General features: G+C 58.5%; 16 protein-coding genes and 1 pseudogene. 7 read left to right on the top strand and 10 right to left on the bottom strand.

Going from position 1 to position 16,267, the window contains the following annotated elements:
- Positions 1 to 115: 115 nt before the first annotated feature.
- The 3 genes from L6D74_RS16700 to L6D74_RS16690 form a co-directional block, all read right to left on the bottom strand.
- Positions 116 to 1,714: an ABC transporter substrate-binding protein gene (locus tag L6D74_RS16700; RefSeq protein ID WP_064593357.1), complete on the bottom strand. Its 1,599-nt coding sequence runs from the start codon at positions 1,712 to 1,714 to the stop codon at positions 116 to 118.
- 301 nt (positions 1,715 to 2,015) lie between these two features.
- Positions 2,016 to 3,641 carry an ABC transporter substrate-binding protein gene (locus tag L6D74_RS16695; protein WP_064593358.1) on the bottom strand — a complete coding sequence of 542 codons (1,626 nt, stop codon included), beginning with the start codon at positions 3,639 to 3,641 and terminating at the stop codon, positions 2,016 to 2,018.
- A gap of 260 nt (positions 3,642 to 3,901) precedes the next feature.
- Positions 3,902 to 5,503 carry an ABC transporter substrate-binding protein gene (locus L6D74_RS16690; protein WP_236189841.1) on the bottom strand — a complete coding sequence of 534 codons (1,602 nt, stop codon included), beginning with the start codon at positions 5,501 to 5,503 and terminating at the stop codon, positions 3,902 to 3,904.
- Positions 5,504 to 6,438: 935 nt separating this feature from the next.
- Here L6D74_RS16690 and L6D74_RS16685 point away from each other — a divergent pair.
- The gene (locus L6D74_RS16685; RefSeq protein WP_064593360.1) at positions 6,439 to 6,798 is read left to right on the top strand and encodes a DUF6124 family protein; all 360 of its coding nucleotides are present in this window, start codon (positions 6,439 to 6,441) and stop codon (positions 6,796 to 6,798) included.
- Between the two features lie 186 nt (positions 6,799 to 6,984).
- Here L6D74_RS16685 and L6D74_RS16680 read toward each other — a convergent pair whose 3' ends face one another.
- Positions 6,985 to 7,701 (bottom strand): SIMPL domain-containing protein, encoded by a 717-nt coding sequence (locus L6D74_RS16680; RefSeq protein WP_039769238.1) that lies wholly within the window; start codon positions 7,699 to 7,701, stop codon positions 6,985 to 6,987.
- A 248-nt stretch (positions 7,702 to 7,949) separates the two neighbouring features.
- Here L6D74_RS16680 and L6D74_RS16675 point away from each other — a divergent pair, with 248 nt between their 5' ends.
- The 5 genes from L6D74_RS16675 (at position 7,950) to L6D74_RS16655 (ending at position 12,934) form a co-directional block, all read left to right on the top strand.
- Positions 7,950 to 8,138 carry a hypothetical protein gene (locus L6D74_RS16675; protein ID WP_236189839.1) on the top strand — a complete coding sequence of 63 codons (189 nt, stop codon included), beginning with the start codon at positions 7,950 to 7,952 and terminating at the stop codon, positions 8,136 to 8,138.
- A 218-nt stretch (positions 8,139 to 8,356) separates the two neighbouring features.
- Positions 8,357 to 9,619, top strand: a complete 1,263-nt coding sequence (locus L6D74_RS16670; protein ID WP_011332442.1) for an ATP-binding protein — start codon at positions 8,357 to 8,359, stop codon at positions 9,617 to 9,619.
- A complete protein-coding gene (locus tag L6D74_RS16665) occupies positions 9,612 to 10,172 on the top strand; it encodes a response regulator transcription factor (protein WP_003221630.1) in 561 nt (186 codons plus the stop codon). Before L6D74_RS16670 ends, L6D74_RS16665 begins: the two co-directional genes overlap by 8 nt.
- Before the next feature lie 96 nt (positions 10,173 to 10,268).
- Positions 10,269 to 11,996, top strand: a complete 1,728-nt coding sequence (locus tag L6D74_RS16660; RefSeq protein ID WP_236189837.1) for an ABC transporter ATP-binding protein/permease — start codon at positions 10,269 to 10,271, stop codon at positions 11,994 to 11,996.
- A gap of 191 nt (positions 11,997 to 12,187) precedes the next feature.
- Complete coding sequence (locus L6D74_RS16655) at positions 12,188 to 12,934, top strand: FadR/GntR family transcriptional regulator (RefSeq protein ID WP_178076455.1); 747 nt, start codon at positions 12,188 to 12,190, stop codon at positions 12,932 to 12,934.
- A 31-nt stretch (positions 12,935 to 12,965) separates the two neighbouring features.
- Here the strand turns inward: L6D74_RS16655 and L6D74_RS16650 are convergent, their stop codons facing one another.
- Together L6D74_RS16650 and L6D74_RS16645 are read right to left on the bottom strand one after the other, a co-directional pair.
- On the bottom strand, positions 12,966 to 13,169 hold the full coding sequence (locus tag L6D74_RS16650) for a hypothetical protein (protein ID WP_064593370.1): 204 nt from the start codon (positions 13,167 to 13,169) through the stop codon (positions 12,966 to 12,968).
- A 103-nt stretch (positions 13,170 to 13,272) separates the two neighbouring features.
- Positions 13,273 to 13,536: a hypothetical protein gene (locus L6D74_RS16645; protein ID WP_236189876.1), complete on the bottom strand. Its 264-nt coding sequence runs from the start codon at positions 13,534 to 13,536 to the stop codon at positions 13,273 to 13,275.
- On the opposite strand from L6D74_RS16645, the pseudogene L6D74_RS16640 reads away from it, so the two are divergent.
- Positions 13,501 to 13,688: pseudogene (locus L6D74_RS16640) on the top strand (FCD domain-containing protein); the annotation flags it as partial. The gene L6D74_RS16645 and the pseudogene L6D74_RS16640 sit on opposite strands and share 36 nt — an antisense overlap.
- Before the next feature lie 7 nt (positions 13,689 to 13,695).
- Here the strand turns inward: L6D74_RS16640 and L6D74_RS16635 are convergent.
- From L6D74_RS16635 to L6D74_RS16620, 4 genes are all read right to left on the bottom strand, one after another.
- Positions 13,696 to 14,049, bottom strand: a complete 354-nt coding sequence (locus L6D74_RS16635) for a hypothetical protein (protein ID WP_064593374.1) — start codon at positions 14,047 to 14,049, stop codon at positions 13,696 to 13,698.
- 197 nt (positions 14,050 to 14,246) lie between these two features.
- Positions 14,247 to 14,621, bottom strand: a complete 375-nt coding sequence (locus L6D74_RS16630) for a hypothetical protein (protein ID WP_064593375.1) — start codon at positions 14,619 to 14,621, stop codon at positions 14,247 to 14,249.
- A 102-nt stretch (positions 14,622 to 14,723) separates the two neighbouring features.
- Complete coding sequence (locus L6D74_RS16625; protein WP_236189836.1) at positions 14,724 to 14,915, bottom strand: hypothetical protein; 192 nt, start codon at positions 14,913 to 14,915, stop codon at positions 14,724 to 14,726.
- Positions 14,916 to 14,926: 11 nt separating this feature from the next.
- The gene (locus tag L6D74_RS16620; RefSeq protein WP_236189834.1) at positions 14,927 to 16,225 is read right to left on the bottom strand and encodes a phospholipase; all 1,299 of its coding nucleotides are present in this window, start codon (positions 16,223 to 16,225) and stop codon (positions 14,927 to 14,929) included.
- Positions 16,226 to 16,267: the final 42 nt, after the last annotated feature.

Raw genomic sequence — 16,267 nt, 5'->3', positions numbered from 1 at the left:
GAACTCATTCACACATCGCAAACGTTTGCAAAAGGCCTGATTGGCGAATTTCGGCAAAGCGCTTGCGTGAGGAGGTAGACGGCCCCCTCAGCATTGCGGCTAATCGGTTGTTTGTTTAATCGATGCTGACACCCGAAAACACGTTGCGACCGAACGGGCTCACCTTGAACCCTTCGACTTTGGCGCTCAGCGGCTGGTTGACCGTCGAGTGGGCGACAGGCGTGATCGGCACTTGCTGCTTGAGCAGTTGCTGGGCCTGTTTGTAGAGCACGGTGCGCTGGTCACGGTCGGTGACGACCTTGGCCTGTTTGATCAGCTTGTCGTAAGCCGGATCGCACCACATGGAGTAGTTGTTGCCGCCGATGGCATCGCAGCTGTAGAGCGTGCCGAGCCAGTTGTCCGGATCCCCGTTGTCACCGGTCCAGCCGATCAGGCTCACGTCGTGCTCGCCATTCTTGGTGCGCTTGATGTACTCGCCCCATTCGTAGCTGACGATCTTCACTTTCAGACCGATCTTGGCCCAGTCCGCCTGGAGCATCTCAGCCATCAGTTTGGCGTTCGGGTTGTATGGACGTTGTACCGGCATCGCCCACAGGGTGATCTCGGTGCCTTCCTTGACGCCGGCAGCCTTGAGCAGCTCTTTGGCTTTCTCCGGGTTATAGGCGGCGTCCTTGATCGTGTCGTCGTAGGACCACTGGGTCGGCGGCATGGCGTTGACGGCCAGTTGACCGGCGCCTTGATAAACAGCGTTGAGAATGCCCTGTTTATTCACCGCCATGTCCAGCGCCTGACGCACTTCGAGCTGGTCGAACGGCTTGTGGCGCACGTTGTAGGCGATATAGCCGAGGTTGAAGCCCGGCTTCTCGATCAATTGCAGTTTCGGGTCGTTCTTCAGTGCCGGCACATCGGCCGGACGCGGGTGCAGGGTGACCTGGCATTCGCCGGCCTTGAGCTTTTGCACACGTACCGAGGCGTCGGTATTGATCGCGAAAATCAGGTTCTTCAGCTTCACCCGGCTCGGATCCCAGTAGTGCGGGTTGCCGGTGTAGCGAATGTTCGAGTCTTTCTGGTAGCTCTTGAACACGAACGGGCCAGTGCCGATTGGCTTCTGGTTGATGTCGCTCGGCTTGCCTTCGGCCAGCAGTTTGTCGGCGTACTCGGCGGACAGGATGGCGGCGAAGCTCATGGCGATATTCTGGATGAACGCGGCGTCGACGCTGTTGAGCGTGAACTGCACGGTCAGTGGCCCGGTCTTCTCGACCTTGGCGATGTTCTTGTTGAGGCTCATCCCGTTGAAATACGGGAACTCGGTCGGATAAGCCTTACGGAAAGGCTGTTGCGGATCGAGCATGCGGTTAAACGTGAACAGCACGTCGTCGGCGTTGAAATCGCGTGTAGGTTTGAAGTACGGCGTTGTATGAAATTTCACCCCTTCACGCAGGTGAAAGGTGTACTTGAGGCCGTCCTCGGAAATATCCCAGCTGGTTGCGAGGCCCGGTACTACACCGGTCGCGCCTTTTTCGAACTCGGCCAGTCGGTTGTACAGCGGTTCGGCGGCGTCGTTATCGGTCGCCGTTGTGTACTGCGCGGTATCGAAACCGGCCGGACTGCCTTCGGAGCAAAACACCAGGCTGTCGCTGGCGGCATGACTGGCGGACGTGGCGGCCAACAGGCCGGCGCCCAGCAATGCGGAAAAAACCAAGGTATGGCGCATGACGCTCCCTCTTTTTTAGTGTTTTTCAATGCGCCGCGATCCCGTCCAGGGACGTTGTAGCTGCATTGAGCTCAAACCGAAACGAACAGCAAAAACCGAAAGCCCACGCAGTCACTGGTCAGAACCCGACGGTAGGGGCCGTGGGTCTGGCAGTAAATGCGCTGAGTCCTAAAGACTCGTAGGAAAAGGCGACACGTCCTAAACCATCCCGGTCAGACGGGCTGGAAAAGGTTGTAGGCAAATTCCTTACTTCTCGGCAAAAAAAACAGCGGCGACGCTGAAAACGTCGCCGCTGCCTCTTTTATTTGCTGACGCTGACGCCGTAGAAGGAGTTCAAGCCGAACGGGCTGATCTTGAAGTCCTGCACGTTGGCGCGCATGGGTTGATACACCGTCGAGTGAGCGATAGGTGTCATAGGGACTGCATCTTTGAGGACGTGCTGCGCCTCTTTGTAGAGTTCGGTGCGCTTGGCCTGGTCAGTGGTGCGCTTGGCTTCTTTCACGAGGCCGTCGAATTTCTTGTCGCACCATTTGGAGAAGTTGTTGCCGCTCAGGGAGTCGCAACCAAACAGCACGTTTAGCCAGTTGTCCGGATCACCATTGTCACCGCTCCAGCCAATCAGCATGCCCTGGTTCTCGCCACCCTTGGAGCGCTTGATGTACTCGCCCCACTCGTAGCTCTGAATCTTCACGTTCAGACCGATTTTCTTCCAGTCGGACTGGAGCATTTCGGCCATCAGCTTGGCGTTCGGGTTGTACGGACGCTGAACCGGCATCGCCCACAGGACGATCTCGGTACCTTCCTTGACGCCGGCTTCCTTGAGCAGCTGTTTGGCTTTCTCGGGATCGTACTTGGCGTCCTTGATGGTGGTGTCGTAGGACCACTGGGTCGGAGGCATGGCGTTGACGGCCAGTTGTCCGGCGCCCTGGTAAACCGAATCGATGATCTGTGGCTTGTTGACCGACATGTCCAGCGCCTGGCGAACGCGCAGGTCGGCCAGCGGGTTAGGCTCGTTGCTGCCCTTGACCTTGTCCATCACGTTGTAGGCGATGTAGCCCAGGTTGAAGCCGGCCTGGTCAGGCATCTTCAGCGCAGGATCGGCTTTCAGTGCCGCGAGGTCGGCCGGACGCGGGAACAGGGTGACCTGGCACTCGTTCTTCTTCAGCTTCTGGATACGCACCGACGGGTCGGTGGTGATGGCGAAGATCAGGTTGTCGATCTTCACGTCTTCAGGCTTCCAGTACTCCTTGTTGCCGGTGTAGCGGATGTTGGAGTCTTTCTGGTAGCTCTTGAACACGAAAGGACCAGTGCCGATCGGCTTCTGGTTGATGTCGGCAGCCTTGCCTTCTTTCAGCAGCTGGGCTGCGTACTCGGCGGACTGGATCGACGCGAAGCTCATGGCCATGTTCTGGATGAACGCGGCGTCGACTTCTTTCAGAGTGAACTTGACGGTGTGGTCGTCGACTTTATCGATCTTGGTGATGTTGGTGTCCATCCCCATGTCGGTGAAGTACGGGAATTCGGTCGGGTACGCCTTACGGAACGGGTCATCCTTGTTAATCATGCGATTGAAGGTGAACAGCACGTCGTCGGCGTTGAACTCACGAGTCGGCTTGAAATACGGGGTGGTGTGGAACTTGACGCCTTCACGCAGGTGGAAGGTGTAAGTCAGGCCGTCATCCGAGATGTCCCACTTGGTCGCCAGACCAGGAATCACGGCGGTACCGCCACGCTCGAACTGGGTCAGACGGTTGAACATGGTTTCGGCTGAGGCGTCGAAGTCGGTTCCGGTGGTGTATTGGCCTGGATCGAAACCGGCCGGGCTGCCTTCGGAGCAGAACACCAGGTTAGTCGCAGCGGTGGCGAAAGGTGCGGAGGCTAACAAGCCTGCGCCGACTAAAAACGGAATGACCGCGTGTTTAAGCATGTTGGCCTCATGATTTGTTGTCATTTTTTAGTAGTGAGGTACGACCTCGTGAGTCGTGCCTGCGGATACTTATGCAGGGCCCATACCCAATGCAAGATCCAGAGCGCTCGGCGGCCTCAAAGCGTGGCACGAACGTACCTTAATGTCGCATCCGTATAACTTCTGACGCATTTGACCGTTTGCGACCGGTTTTTACGGTGCAAATGGAGCCCCAAAACGGTGCGTTGGTCACGCTGTGCGCGCCGGATTGGGGCCGGGTGTTACTTATTTATACCCACGCCATAGAAGGGGGTTAGACCGAACGGGCTGATCTTGAAGTCGCTGACTTCCTTGCGCAGTGGCTGGAACACCGTGGAGTTGGCGATCGGCGTGATCGGCACCTGCTGTTTAAGGATCAGTTGCGCCTGTTGATACAGTTTTACCCGCTGCGATTTATCGGTGGACACCTTGGCCTGCTGCACCAGCTTGTCGTAGGCCGGGTCGCACCATTTGGCGTAGTTGCTGCCCTTCACCGCCGCGCAGCTGTAAAGCACGCCCAACCAGTTGTCGGGGTCGCCGTTGTCACCGGTCCAGCCGTAGATCATCGCGTCGTGTTCGCCATTCTTGGCGCGCTTGATGTACTCGCCCCATTCATAGCTGACGATGTTGGCCTTGATACCGATCTTCTCCCAATCCTGCTGGATCATCTGTGCCGACATCCGCGCATTCGGGTTCGAGGCGCGCTGCACGGTCATGGCCCAGAGGTTGATGGTTGTACCCGGTGCAACCCCGGCTTCCTTGAGTAGCGCTTTGGCTTTCACAGGGTCGTGCGGCGCGTCTTTTATGTTCGGATCGAACGACCATTGCGCTGGCGGCAAGGCGTTCTGCGCCAACTGCCCTGCACTCTGGTAAACCGCTTTGATGATTGCCGGTTTGTCGATGGCCATGTCCAGCGCCTGGCGCACTTTGAGCTGATCCAGCGGTGGATGAGTGGTGTTGTAGGCGAGGAAGCCGAGGTTGAAACCGGGCTGCTTCAACACCCGCAGATTCGGGTCTTTTTCCATCACTTCGATGTCGGCGGGGCGCGGGTAGCCGCTGACCTGGCATTCGCCGGTCTTGAGCTTTTGCAGGCGGACGGCGGCGTCCGGGGTGATCGAGAACACCAGGTTGTCGAGCTTCACGTCCTCGGGTTTCCAGTAGTCCTTGTTCGCGGCGTAGCGGATCTGCGCGTCCTTCTGGTAGCGCTTGAACACGAACGGGCCGGTGCCGACCGGTTTCTGGTTGAGGTCTGCTGCTTTGCCTTCCTTCAGCAATTGGGCGGCGTATTCGGCCGATTGCACCGAGGCGAAGCTCATGGCGAGGTTTTGCACGAACGCGGCGTCGACGTTGTTCAGGTTGAAGCGCACGGTGTTGTCGTCGAGTTTTTCCACGGATTTGATCGTGGTGTTCAGGCCCATGTCGGTGAAGTACGGGGACTCGGCGGGGTAGGCCTTGCGAAAGGCGTTGTCCGGGTCGAGAAGGCGCTGGAAGGTGAACAGGACGTCGTCAGCGTTGAAGGTCCGGGTCGGGGTGAAGTAGTCGGTAGTGTGGAATTTTACGTTTTGGCGCAGGTGGAAGGTGTACTGGAGGCCGTCCGGGCTTACGTCCCAGTTGGTCGCCAGACCGGGTTCGACTTCGGTGCCGCCGCGTTTGAATTGGGTGAGGCGGTTGAAGACGGTTTCGGCGGAGGCGTCGAAGTCGGTGCCGCTGGTGTATTGGCTGGGGTCGAAGCCGGCGGGGCTGGCTTCGGAGCAGTAGACCAGGGTTGTTGCTGCGTTGGCGATTGGGGTTATGGCGGTCAGGGCCAGGGTTATTAGAAGTGGTTTGAAGGTGAATCGATCCATGGAGTCCCCGGGTGCACTGGAGGTAGTTGTGGGGAGGAGGGTAGCCGGGGTTTCGGTGGGCGCGGAAATATCGTTTTTCTAGGTGAGGTGTCTATCTCGGTATATCTGGGGAGGTCGTGAACATATCCGTTTCTTCGGGTGCTGCGGCTTATGGTTCCGCCCTGACGGCGGGTCACTTTTTACAAACGCCTAAAAAGTAACCAAAAACGCTTTGCTCCTGCGTTCGGCCCCTCGCTGGGGCTCGGGGTTCCTTCGTTCCGGGATTCATCCGGGGGCATCGCCTACGGTTTGCTTCGCTGCACCTCCTCTCGATGTGTTTGGCTTCGCCAAACGGTCGCTGCGCTCCCACCCCCGGATAAATCCCTCCACTCAGCCTTCCGACGTCGTCCGAAGATCAAAAGCGGTACTCGAGCTAACGCTCATCGTGTTGAGTGGTGGAAGCCAAAGCCAAAGCCAAAGCCAAAGCCAAAGCCAAAGCCGGAGCGGAGTTGTTTGCGTTTTAAAACCCCGAGTTCACCTCGGTATCTCACGTCTGCGTATTCCATTTAAACAACGCGGTCAGTCCCCTCTCCCTCCGGGAGAGGGCTAGGGTGAGGGCAGCTTTTGAAGCTGTTTAAATTTCAACAACAACCCAGGATCCTTCCCACAAGGTTTTCAGGTTGTCCGTCGGAAGCACGATCCCTAGTCTTTGGTTGTCGCAGAAAACTCTGTGATTGGGTGTGAGAACCCTGGCAAGTGAGTGTTATTAAAACGTCAGTCCGACCATAATTGCCGCCAGCTTTTGCTGCCTGTAATTGATTTATGGCGGCTGTGTGCGGGCAGACTTTGGTCTGGCCGGAATCTCCTTGCCCGGTTTCTCACCCCGCACATAGCTGCCACCTCTTCGCCGCGTGAGAACGGCATTGGGTGGCTTCAAGTCAGCAAGGAGTTAATCAATGAACAAGGTTGTCCCCGACCCACCCCTCGAATCACCCACACCCCTCGAAGAAGCCATGCGCGCCGAAGACCTCGCCCGCAACCGCGAAGCCATCAAACGCGCCCTCGACTATTACCTGTGCCCCAATCCTTCCAAACCGCGCCCGAGCACGATGTACATGGTCACTCCCAACGTCGACACCGAAAGCCTGCTGGCCAACGCCTGCGAGTCCCTGGCGTCGGCCAGTACCATCGCGAGCAATTTCGCCAATGAGCTCAGCGGTTCGCAGCGCAGTACGGCGCTCGGGATCCAGCAGATCATCATGCTGGCCGAGCTGGCGGTGAACCGCGCGCTGGACCGGGTTGATCCGCGTGCTTGAGACCGCGTCATCGTTCATCGCGGGCAAGCCCGCTCCCACAGGGTCGTGCGCGATTTCAATAAATGCGCAGAACTGGTGGGAGCTGGCTTGCCAGCGATGACGGCAGAGCTGACAACACAAATCCCGGGCACAAAAAAAACCGGCGATCATCACTGATCGCCGGTTTTTCATTCAGCTGTCATTCAATCACTGCATCAACACTTCAATCGAACCATCAGCGGTCAGGCTGACCTGGCTGGTGCCGGCTTCGACTTCAGGCGTTACAGGCGCCGAATCCATGCCCGCGGCTTTCATCATCATCGGGGCGCGCATGTAGGGTTGCGGGAAGCCGTTGCTGTTGAGGTTCAGGTTGACGATTTTGTAGCCCTTGCCGCCCAGGGCGTCGGTGGCCAGTTGGGCGCGGGCCTTGAAGGCGGTGACGGCTTCTTTCAGCAGTTGGTCTTCGCTGGCCTTGCGGGTCGGGTCGGCGATGGCGAAGTCCATGCCGCCCATTTTCAGGTCGGTCAGCAACTCGCCAGTGAGTTTGGACAGGGCGGCGAAGTCGGCGCTTTCCAGGCGCAGTTCGGCGCGTTCGCGCCAGCCGGTGATTTTCTGGCCTTTGGTGTCGTAGATCGGGTAGCTGTTGCGGCTGCCCTGGCGCAGGGTGATGTCTTTGACCTGCTTGGCCTGGGCCAGTGCCTTGTTCATGGTGGTGCTGACGTCGGCGGCGAGTTTGGCCGGGTCAGTGTTCTGTTCTTCGGTGTAGAGGGTCACGATCATCAGGTCGCGGGCCACTTCCTGGCTGACTTCGGCGCGCAGGGAAATCTGGTTGTAGTGCAGCTCATCGGCGGCCAGGGCCGGAAGGCTGGCGATGCTGCCGACGGTCAGGGCGAGAAGGGCGGCGCTGCGGCGAAATGTGTGCATGAAAGCTCCTTGATGAGGGCGCAGGTGATGGTTCGGGGGCCTGCGTGAAACCATCAGACTCTAGCTTTTATGATCCGGTTCGCCCAGTTACAACTTCTATACAGATACGTGCGCACGCCGTCCGTCGTATATAGCGGTGTACCTGTTAGTTCTGACAGTAGACGGATTTCGCCGGCAGATTGAGCATGTTTGTGAGCCGTCATTGCACTCGGCTTCAAACACGACAATTGCGAATAAGGAAATCTGAGATGAACGCACAAGAACAAGCCGATGCAAAAAATCGAGGTTATTCAGTTCAACTCCAGGAACGGGGTCCCGGCAGTTGGTCGTATTGGGTTTACTTCAATAGCAATCAGGTGGGTGGCCCCTTTGGCTCAGAGAGTGAAGGGTGGAATTGCGTGCAGGGACTGATCAATCAACAAACATACGGGATGTGAAATCGACTGATCCTGAAAACCGGTAATCGGGAACAGATCGCCGGTTTTTTGAGTATCAGGTCGCCGTGTGCAATGCCGGTGACCACCCTTGGTGAAGTCGCCCTTATAGCCGCAGAAAATCTTTGCGCCATGTGGTCGTTTGCCGCACTTTCGCCTCTCGAGCTCGCGCCTTGGTTATACTCCGTGCGATCCGCCTGGAGCGCTCATCAGGAGAGCTCATGCTCGCCCCCGTACAATTGACTTCCGCCACTCGCCAGAACCTCTGGCGGCTGACTTTCATCCGCACCCTGGTGCTCGCCGCACAGGCCGGTTCCGTGGGCCTGGCTTACTGGCTGGATCTGTTGCCGTTGCCGTGGGTGCAACTGGTGATGACCCTCGGCTGTTCGATTCTGCTGTGTGTGTTCACCGCCGTGCGCTTGCGCACTTCGTGGCCGGTGACCGAGCTCGAATACGCGCTGCAACTGGCCTGCGATCTGGTTATCCACAGTGCCTTGCTGTATTTCTCCGGTGGTTCGACCAACCCGTTCGTTTCGTATTATCTGGTGCCGCTGACCATCGCTGCGGTGACGCTGCCGTGGCGTTATTCGGTAGTGCTGTCGGGCATTGCGTTGGCCTTGTACACCCTAATGCTGACGCACTTCTATCCGCTGGAAACCCTGCCGGTCGCGCGGGAAAACCTGCAGATCTACGGCATGTGGCTGAGCTTTGCCCTGGCGGCGGCAGTGATTACGTTCTTCGCCGCGCGCATGGCTGAAGAGCTGCGCCGCCAGGAAGAGTTGCGCGCGATCCGCCGTGAAGAAGGCCTGCGCGACCAGCAATTGCTGGCCGTCGCGACTCAGGCCGCCGGTGCCGCCCATGAACTGGGCACACCGCTGGCGACCATGAGTGTGTTGCTCAACGAAATGCAGCAGGATCATCACGACCCGATGCTTCAGGAAGACCTGAAGGTGTTGAAGGATCAGGTGAAGCTCTGCAAGGAGACTCTGCAACAACTGGTGCGTGCTGCCGAAGCCAATCGCCGGATGGCGGTGGAGATGCAGGACGTTACCGAGTGGCTTGACGAGGCGCTCAACCGCTGGCATCTGATGCGCCCGGAAGCCAGTTATCGATTCCAGCGTCTGGGCCAGGGCCCGTTGCCGCGTGTGGCGCCGCCGCCGGATCTGACCCAGGCCTTGTTGAATCTGTTGAACAACGCCGCCGATGCCTGCCCGGAAAACCTTCAGGTGACCCTGGACTGGACCGCCGAAGACCTGACCATCAGCATCCGCGATCATGGCGCCGGTGTGCCGCTGGCCATCGCCGAGCAGATCGGCAAACCGTTTTTTACCACCAAGGGCAAAGGTTTCGGCCTGGGCCTGTTTTTGAGCAAGGCCAGCGTGACACGCGCCGGCGGCTCAGTGAAACTCTATAGTCATGAGGAAGGCGGCACGCTCACCGAGCTGCGCCTGCCCCACGGCGCCCGAGGAGAGCAACATGAGTGACGAAATCCAAGTCGAAGGCGAAGAACTGCCGCATTTGCTGCTGGTCGATGACGACGCGACCTTCACCCGAGTGATGGCCCGTGCCATGGCCCGCCGTGGTTTCCGCGTCAGCACCGCCGGTTCCGCCGAAGAAGGCCTGACCATCGCCCAGGCCGATCTGCCGGACTATGCCGCGCTGGACCTGAAGATGGACGGCGACTCCGGCCTGGTGTTGTTGCCGAAGCTGCTGGAGCTGGACCCGGAAATGCGCGTGGTGATCCTCACCGGTTACTCGAGCATTGCCACTGCGGTCGAGGCGATCAAGCGCGGCGCCTGCAATTACCTGTGCAAACCGGCCGACGCCGACGATGTGCTGGCAGCGTTGCTGTCCGAGCACGCCGACCTCGACAGCCTGGTGCCGGAAAACCCGATGTCGGTGGATCGCCTGCAGTGGGAGCACATCCAGCGCGTGCTGACCGAGCACGAAGGCAACATTTCCGCCACTGCCCGCGCCTTGGGCATGCACCGCCGCACCCTGCAGCGCAAACTGCAGAAGCGCCCGGTTCGTCGCTGAACCTGCGCTGAACGACCATCGTCAGCCCTCGCGATAAAACGCACCGATCATCTATGATCGGTGCGTGTCTGTTCTTTTCTTTATCGAGCCTTTTCCATGAATCAGAACGCTGAATATTCCGCGGTCAACGATACTGTGCGCGGGCAGTTTTTTCGCAAGGTGTGGGCCATGATCACGCCTTACTGGCGCAGCGAAGAGAAGGGCAAGGCCTGGACGTTGCTGATCGCCGTGATTGCGCTGACGTTGTTCAGCGTGGCGATCTCGGTGTGGATCAACAGTTGGTACAAGGATTTCTATAACGCCCTGCAGAAGAAGGATGAGGCGGCGTTCTGGCAGTTGATCCTGTATTTCTGCGGCATTGCGGCGGTGGCGATTCTTGGCGCGGTGTATCGCCTGTACCTGACGCAGATGCTGACCATCCGCTGGCGTGCATGGCTCACCGAGAACCATTTCAAACGCTGGCTCGGGCACAAGAACTACTACCAGTTGGAGCAGGGCGGCTACACCGACAACCCTGACCAGCGGATTTCCGAAGATCTCAATACCTTTACCACCAACACCTTGAATCTCGCGTTGGGCCTGATCCGCACGGTGGTCAGCCTGGTGTCGTTTTCGATCATTCTGTGGGGCGTCTCCGGCAGCATCGAAGTGTTCGGCATCGAGATTCCCGGCTACATGTTCTGGTGTGCGCTGCTGTATGCGGCGGTCGGCAGCTGGCTGACGCACCTGATCGGTCGCCGCCTGATCGGCCTGAACAACCAACAACAACGTTTCGAAGCCGACTTGCGTTTCTCCATGGTGCGGGTACGTGAGAACGCCGAGAGCATTGCGTTGTACAACGGCGAGCCGAACGAGAATCGTCGTCTGAGCAACCGCTTCGGTCTGGTCTGGCACAACTTCTGGGACATCATGCGGGTGTCCAAGCGCCTGACGTTCTTCACCTCGGGTTACGGCCAGATCGCAATCATCTTCCCGTTCATCGTCGCGGCCCCGCGTTACCTGACCGGCAAGATCGAGCTGGGTGAGCTGATGCAGATCAACTCGGCATTCGGCAACGTGCAGGAGAACTTCAGTTGGTTCATCAATGCCTATGCGGACCTCGCCGCGTGGCGCGCCACCTGTGATCGTCTGCTGAGCTTCCGCCAGGCCATGACCGACAACGAAGAACGTGCACCGGCCATCGACGTGCAGAATCAGGGCAATGAGCTGAAGGTTCATAACCTCGGCCTCGATCTGGCCGACGGTCGTCATCTACTGACCAGCGCCGACATGATTGTGGAGCAGGGCGATCGGGTGATGCTCAGCGGTCGTTCCGGCAGTGGTAAATCCACGCTGCTGCGGGCGATGGGCCATTTGTGGCCGGCCGGGCACGGCAGCATTCGCCTGCCGGCTTCGCGTTATCTGTTCCTGCCGCAAAAGCCGTATCTACCAATTGGCACGCTACGCGATGCCTTGAGTTATCCACAACCGGGCGACACCTACGCGCCCGAGCGTTATGCACAGGTGTTGGAGACTTGCCGTTTGCCGCATCTTGTCGCGCGACTGGACGAGGCCAACCACTGGCAGCGCATGTTGTCGCCGGGTGAACAGCAACGACTGGCTTTCGCCCGCGCGCTCCTTTACGCACCGCAGTGGTTGTACATGGATGAGGCGACTTCAGCGATGGATGAGGAAGACGAAGCGACGCTGTATCAGGCGCTGATCGATCAGATACCGGGGCTGAGCATTGTCAGCGTCGGCCATCGCAGCAGTCTGAAGCGTTTCCACCCACGGCATGTACGGATCGACAGCGGTCATCTGGTAGAGCAAACCGTGACTGCCTGATCGATACACAGCCCATGTGGGAGCTGGCTTGCCAGCGATGGCGTCGGTTCAGTCGACATCTTCATCGACGGGTATGGCCTCATCGCTGGCAAGCCAGCTCCCACAGTATTTGTGTGGAAACGGAAAGTGATCGTACAACCCGCTTGAGCTATGATGCCCACAAGCCGAATTTTCGAGACAAGATGCAGACCATGGAAAACCTGATCGACACCCCGCGACTCCCTCGCAAGCGCCGCAGCCTGGCTCAGGAACTGGTGACGGTGCTGACCGAGCAGATCCGCGACGGTCTGCTCAAGCGCGGCGACAAGTTGCCCACCGAGTCGGCGATCATGGAGGCCCATGGCGTCAGCCGCACCGTGGTGCGCGAGGCGATTTCCCGGCTACAGGCCGCAGGGCAGGTGGAAACCCGCCATGGCATCGGCACCTTCGTGCTCGATACGCCGAGCCCGAGCGGTTTCCGGATCGATCCGGCTACAGTGGTCACCCTGCGTGACGTGCTGGCCATTCTCGAATTGCGTATCAGCCTCGAAGTCGAATCCGCCGGCCTCGCCGCGCAACGTCGCAGCGCCGAACAACTGGCCGCGATGCGCGCCGCCCTCGATGCGTTGAATGAAAGCGTGGCCCACGCCAGCGATGCGGTGGCCTCGGACTTTCAGTTTCACCTGCAAATCGCGCTGTCCACCGGCAACCGGTACTTCACCGACATCATGACCCACCTGGGCACCAGCATCATTCCGCGCACTCGCCTGAACTCGGCGCGACTGGCCCATGACGATCAGCAGCACTACATGAATCGCCTGAGTCGCGAGCACGAGGAAATCTACGACGCCATCGCCCGTCAGGATTCCGATGCCGCCCGCGCGGCCATGCGCCTGCATTTGACCAACAGCCGGGAAAGACTGCGTCAGGCTCATGAAGAGGCGCAGGCGCAGGGTTGATTGTTGCCTATCGTTCGAGTTGTCGATTGTTTCAAGGTTTATAAACCTCGGTCTCGAGCATGACATCGGTGATGGGCTCTTCGATATCGAAGGGCACAGACAGGATTTTTTTGGTGACGATGTACTGCTGGTCGACACCCGCGAACTTCAGAATGTCGGACAAATTGACAATCCCCTCGAACATAAAATACCGCCGATTGCCCACGGGGTTCTTAAGCGTGTAGGTCACTTTCATGATTGCAGCTCCTGGACTGAGAATTGAGTCTCAGCCTAGGAGCAGTCATTCTGTCGGCGCACCTGTAAAAACTAACAGTTTCGACGAGCGGTGCTGGCTGGTCTCAGGCTTCAACGTAGAGCTTCAACGGTTCGAAGGAAGGCTCCAGACTGGCCTCATCAGCAAACTTGTAGCGCAGTTCAACGGTGCTGTTCAGGTACTTTTCCAGTTCGAATCTGGGGATGCTCAGTTCGATCCCGGTCAGGCCGACCATGTCATCGAGGGCATCATCCCAAGTGCCGGTCAGTTTCGACAAACCCTGCCATTCGGGCTCTTCCGGGGCGTCACCTATAACTCGGCGCGACTGGCTAATGACGATCAGCAGCACTACATGAATCGCCTGAGTCGCGAGCACGAGGAAATCTACGACGCCATCGCCCGTCAGGATTCGATGCCGCCGGTGCGGCCATGCGCCTGCACCTGACCAACAGCCGCGAACGGCTGCGTCAGGCGCACGAAGAGGCGCAGGCGCAGGGGTGATTGTTGCTTATCGTTCGAGTTGAACTGTCAGCAATGGGGATGACTCAGCATTACCGTTGAATCTGGTGACGGTGTAATGCAATTCGGCCTTGGCACCGGGAACAAGTTTTTTCTCAAAGACATCTTTGGGGATGGCGAAGATCACTGGCCTTCCCACCTCGGCTGCGGTCAGTACACGGGTCCCTTGCCATTCGTTACCGGTCGAGGTCCTTACGTGCATGTTAATCACGTCGCCAACAGAGGCCTGGGAGAAAGGCGGCACAACACTGTGAGCGTCTCCCTTCAGTTTGCCAACGTGGAGCACACCATTCACGGCTTCTTCGAGATCCGGTGCCGCCAAGGCTTTGACTTGTGCAGTCATGATCAAACTCCTTTTCACATCCATTTGAACCCTGTTCAGAACGCAGCCATTTTGTTGGGCTGACGGAGCCGGTTCGTTAACTCCTCAGCGATTGAAGCCGGGAATGGATGTGCACGGCACCTGTTAGAAATAACAGTTTCGACGAACGGTCGATGCCTTCGGAAAGGTATGCCTGGTCTGCGGGAAAACGGCTGGCTTCAGGTCTCTATATGTAGCGTCAACGGTTCGGAGGAAGGCTCCAGACTGGCCTCATCAGCAAACTTGTAGCGCAGTTCAACGGTGCTGTTCAGGTACTTTTCCAGCTCGAATCTCGGGATGCTCAGTTCGATCCCGGTCAGGCCGACCATGTCATCGAGTGCGTCATCCCAGACGCCGGTCTGCTCCGACAAGCCTTGCCATTCGGGCTCTTCCGGGTCGTCACCGAGGATCGGGTACACATCCCAGTTCGGCGGTGTGTTCTGGCCATCGGGTACACGAACGATCAGGTCGTCATCCAGGCTAGATAACCGCAGGATGATCGAGTCGCTGGCGTGATCGGGGAATTGTGGAAGGTGTGCAGCGGCAAACGTCATGTTTCGCTCTCCTTGAAAGATCTGCCGCGATCCTTCGCGGCAGTCGTCGCACTTTACCCGGCGAATCGGTGAGGCGCGCCGGAGCAATCTTGTCCGGGCATTTCAGCTGTGGGGCAGAATCGAACGATCCACCCTGACCGCCAGTTTTCCCGGGCCGGGCCTGACGTCGAACGTCGCCTGGCCATGAGCATCCACCGACGCGCGGGCGATAGCCACGCCATCGCGCAGCAATTGCAGCGGCGCACCTTTCAATGATTGGCCCGAGGCCAGTTCCAGTTTCAATTTGAGGGTCATCGAATCGCTCCTTAATTCGTGTTGCCGGTTGGGTGATAGTCCTTGAGCAGCAGGTAAGTGCTCCAGCCCCACCAGTCGTCGACGGTGGCGGTGTCGTTGAGGTTGTTGACGTCCTTGCGCCGCAGGACTTTGTTGCCCTCGACGCGGAACAGTGGCGAGAAGTTGTTGGCCGGATTCAGCACGGCTGTCAGATCCGGCAACCGTTGCAGCGCGTTGAAGGTGGTCGGCACGTTGCCGCTTGAATAAGCGGCATACACCTCGTCCGCCGAATCCTGTACGGCTTGATTCACCTGATTGCGGTTGTCGGCGTCCGTGGCATCGAAGTAGCGCTTGTCACCGAATGCCCGCCATTGCTCGCCATGGCCGTTGCGTACCTTGAGGCCGAACTTGCTGTCTTCGTCGTGCATGAAGCGAGTGATCAGCGAGCCCAGGTCACTCGGCGTCACCGCGGCGGCCATGGCCTTGCGCGGCACTCGCAAATGTCCGGAGGAGAACAGGTCGGTGAGGTAGTGATCGGCAAAAGCGTTCATCGCGTAGGCCCGTTCCAGTTGCAGTTCGTCTTGGCTGGCGTGGGCGGCAGCGGCGTTTTGCAGGGCAACGGTGTGCCCGGCGATGTAGGCTTGTCGGGCCCATTCGCCGAAATGGTCGGCGTTGTTCGCCGCCAGTTTCAGATAGCGACCGAGCGGAAACAGCGCCGAGACGAAACTGCCGCCGCCGGTGATTTTGTTCCACTCTTCCGACAACGTATCTCCTAACGCGTCGTAGGCCTCATGAGGCTGCTTGCCGTCCTTGATTGCCTGTTTAACCGCGTCGATCTCCTTTTGCATGATCGCGAGAATTTGCGTCGCTTCAACTTTAGAAGCGGGCAGCGCTGCGAGGCTGTCGAAGGCTGCCGTGAAGCGCTGAAGGCGATCAGCCGGGGTCGATCCTTCATTGATCGGGCGGTCGACGATTCCATAGAAATCACCACCCAGTGCCAGCACCTGGCCGTAGGTCAGCGCCAACCCGTTCGGCAGATGCAGGGGCACGTTTTGCGCGAGTAGCGGCTCGGCATTTTCAACGAAGCGCAGTCGGGTGTTATCGCCGATAGCCGTGTGTTCCGCACCTTCGAAGCGCAGTTGCGGCTTGCCTTTGAAGGCTTGAGCGGGCAGGGCGGTCACGGGTTCGACATCGCTGTGCGCGTCGGCGATGTGCAACAGCAAGTGCGGGTTTTCGGCATTGAAGGCGATGCCGCCAGGGGTAAACAAGTCATCAAAACGAGCGATGACCGGTGCAGGTTTTTCGAAGCATTTTGTTTGTAGACCGGACATTTCTTTCTCCTTGATATGTCTTCGGCAGGTTGTATTTAACTG

The sequence above is a fragment of the Pseudomonas pharyngis genome, from assembly GCF_021602345.1.
In the GTDB taxonomy this organism is placed as follows: Bacteria; Pseudomonadota; Gammaproteobacteria; order Pseudomonadales; family Pseudomonadaceae; genus Aquipseudomonas; species Aquipseudomonas pharyngis.
This window is presented reverse-complemented; position numbering and strand designations above follow the sequence as displayed.

Excerpts from the sequence above, each read along its gene's own strand:
- L6D74_RS16700 (WP_064593357.1), bottom strand. The coding sequence starts at position 1,714 with ATGCGCCATACCTTGGTTTTTTCCGCATTGCTGGGCGCCGGCCTGTTG.
- L6D74_RS16695 (WP_064593358.1), bottom strand. The coding sequence starts at position 3,641 with ATGCTTAAACACGCGGTCATTCCGTTTTTAGTCGGCGCAGGCTTGTTA.
- L6D74_RS16690 (WP_236189841.1), bottom strand. The coding sequence starts at position 5,503 with ATGGATCGATTCACCTTCAAACCACTTCTAATAACCCTGGCCCTGACC.
- L6D74_RS16685 (WP_064593360.1), top strand. The coding sequence starts at position 6,439 with ATGAACAAGGTTGTCCCCGACCCACCCCTCGAATCACCCACACCCCTC.
- L6D74_RS16680 (WP_039769238.1), bottom strand. The coding sequence starts at position 7,701 with ATGCACACATTTCGCCGCAGCGCCGCCCTTCTCGCCCTGACCGTCGGC.
- L6D74_RS16675 (WP_236189839.1), top strand. The coding sequence starts at position 7,950 with ATGAACGCACAAGAACAAGCCGATGCAAAAAATCGAGGTTATTCAGTT.
- L6D74_RS16670 (WP_011332442.1), top strand. The coding sequence starts at position 8,357 with ATGCTCGCCCCCGTACAATTGACTTCCGCCACTCGCCAGAACCTCTGG.
- L6D74_RS16665 (WP_003221630.1), top strand. The coding sequence starts at position 9,612 with ATGAGTGACGAAATCCAAGTCGAAGGCGAAGAACTGCCGCATTTGCTG.
- L6D74_RS16660 (WP_236189837.1), top strand. The coding sequence starts at position 10,269 with ATGAATCAGAACGCTGAATATTCCGCGGTCAACGATACTGTGCGCGGG.
- L6D74_RS16655 (WP_178076455.1), top strand. The coding sequence starts at position 12,188 with ATGGAAAACCTGATCGACACCCCGCGACTCCCTCGCAAGCGCCGCAGC.
- L6D74_RS16650 (WP_064593370.1), bottom strand. The coding sequence starts at position 13,169 with ATGAAAGTGACCTACACGCTTAAGAACCCCGTGGGCAATCGGCGGTAT.
- L6D74_RS16635 (WP_064593374.1), bottom strand. The coding sequence starts at position 14,049 with ATGACTGCACAAGTCAAAGCCTTGGCGGCACCGGATCTCGAAGAAGCC.
- L6D74_RS16630 (WP_064593375.1), bottom strand. The coding sequence starts at position 14,621 with ATGACGTTTGCCGCTGCACACCTTCCACAATTCCCCGATCACGCCAGC.
- L6D74_RS16625 (WP_236189836.1), bottom strand. The coding sequence starts at position 14,915 with ATGACCCTCAAATTGAAACTGGAACTGGCCTCGGGCCAATCATTGAAA.
- L6D74_RS16620 (WP_236189834.1), bottom strand. The coding sequence starts at position 16,225 with ATGTCCGGTCTACAAACAAAATGCTTCGAAAAACCTGCACCGGTCATC.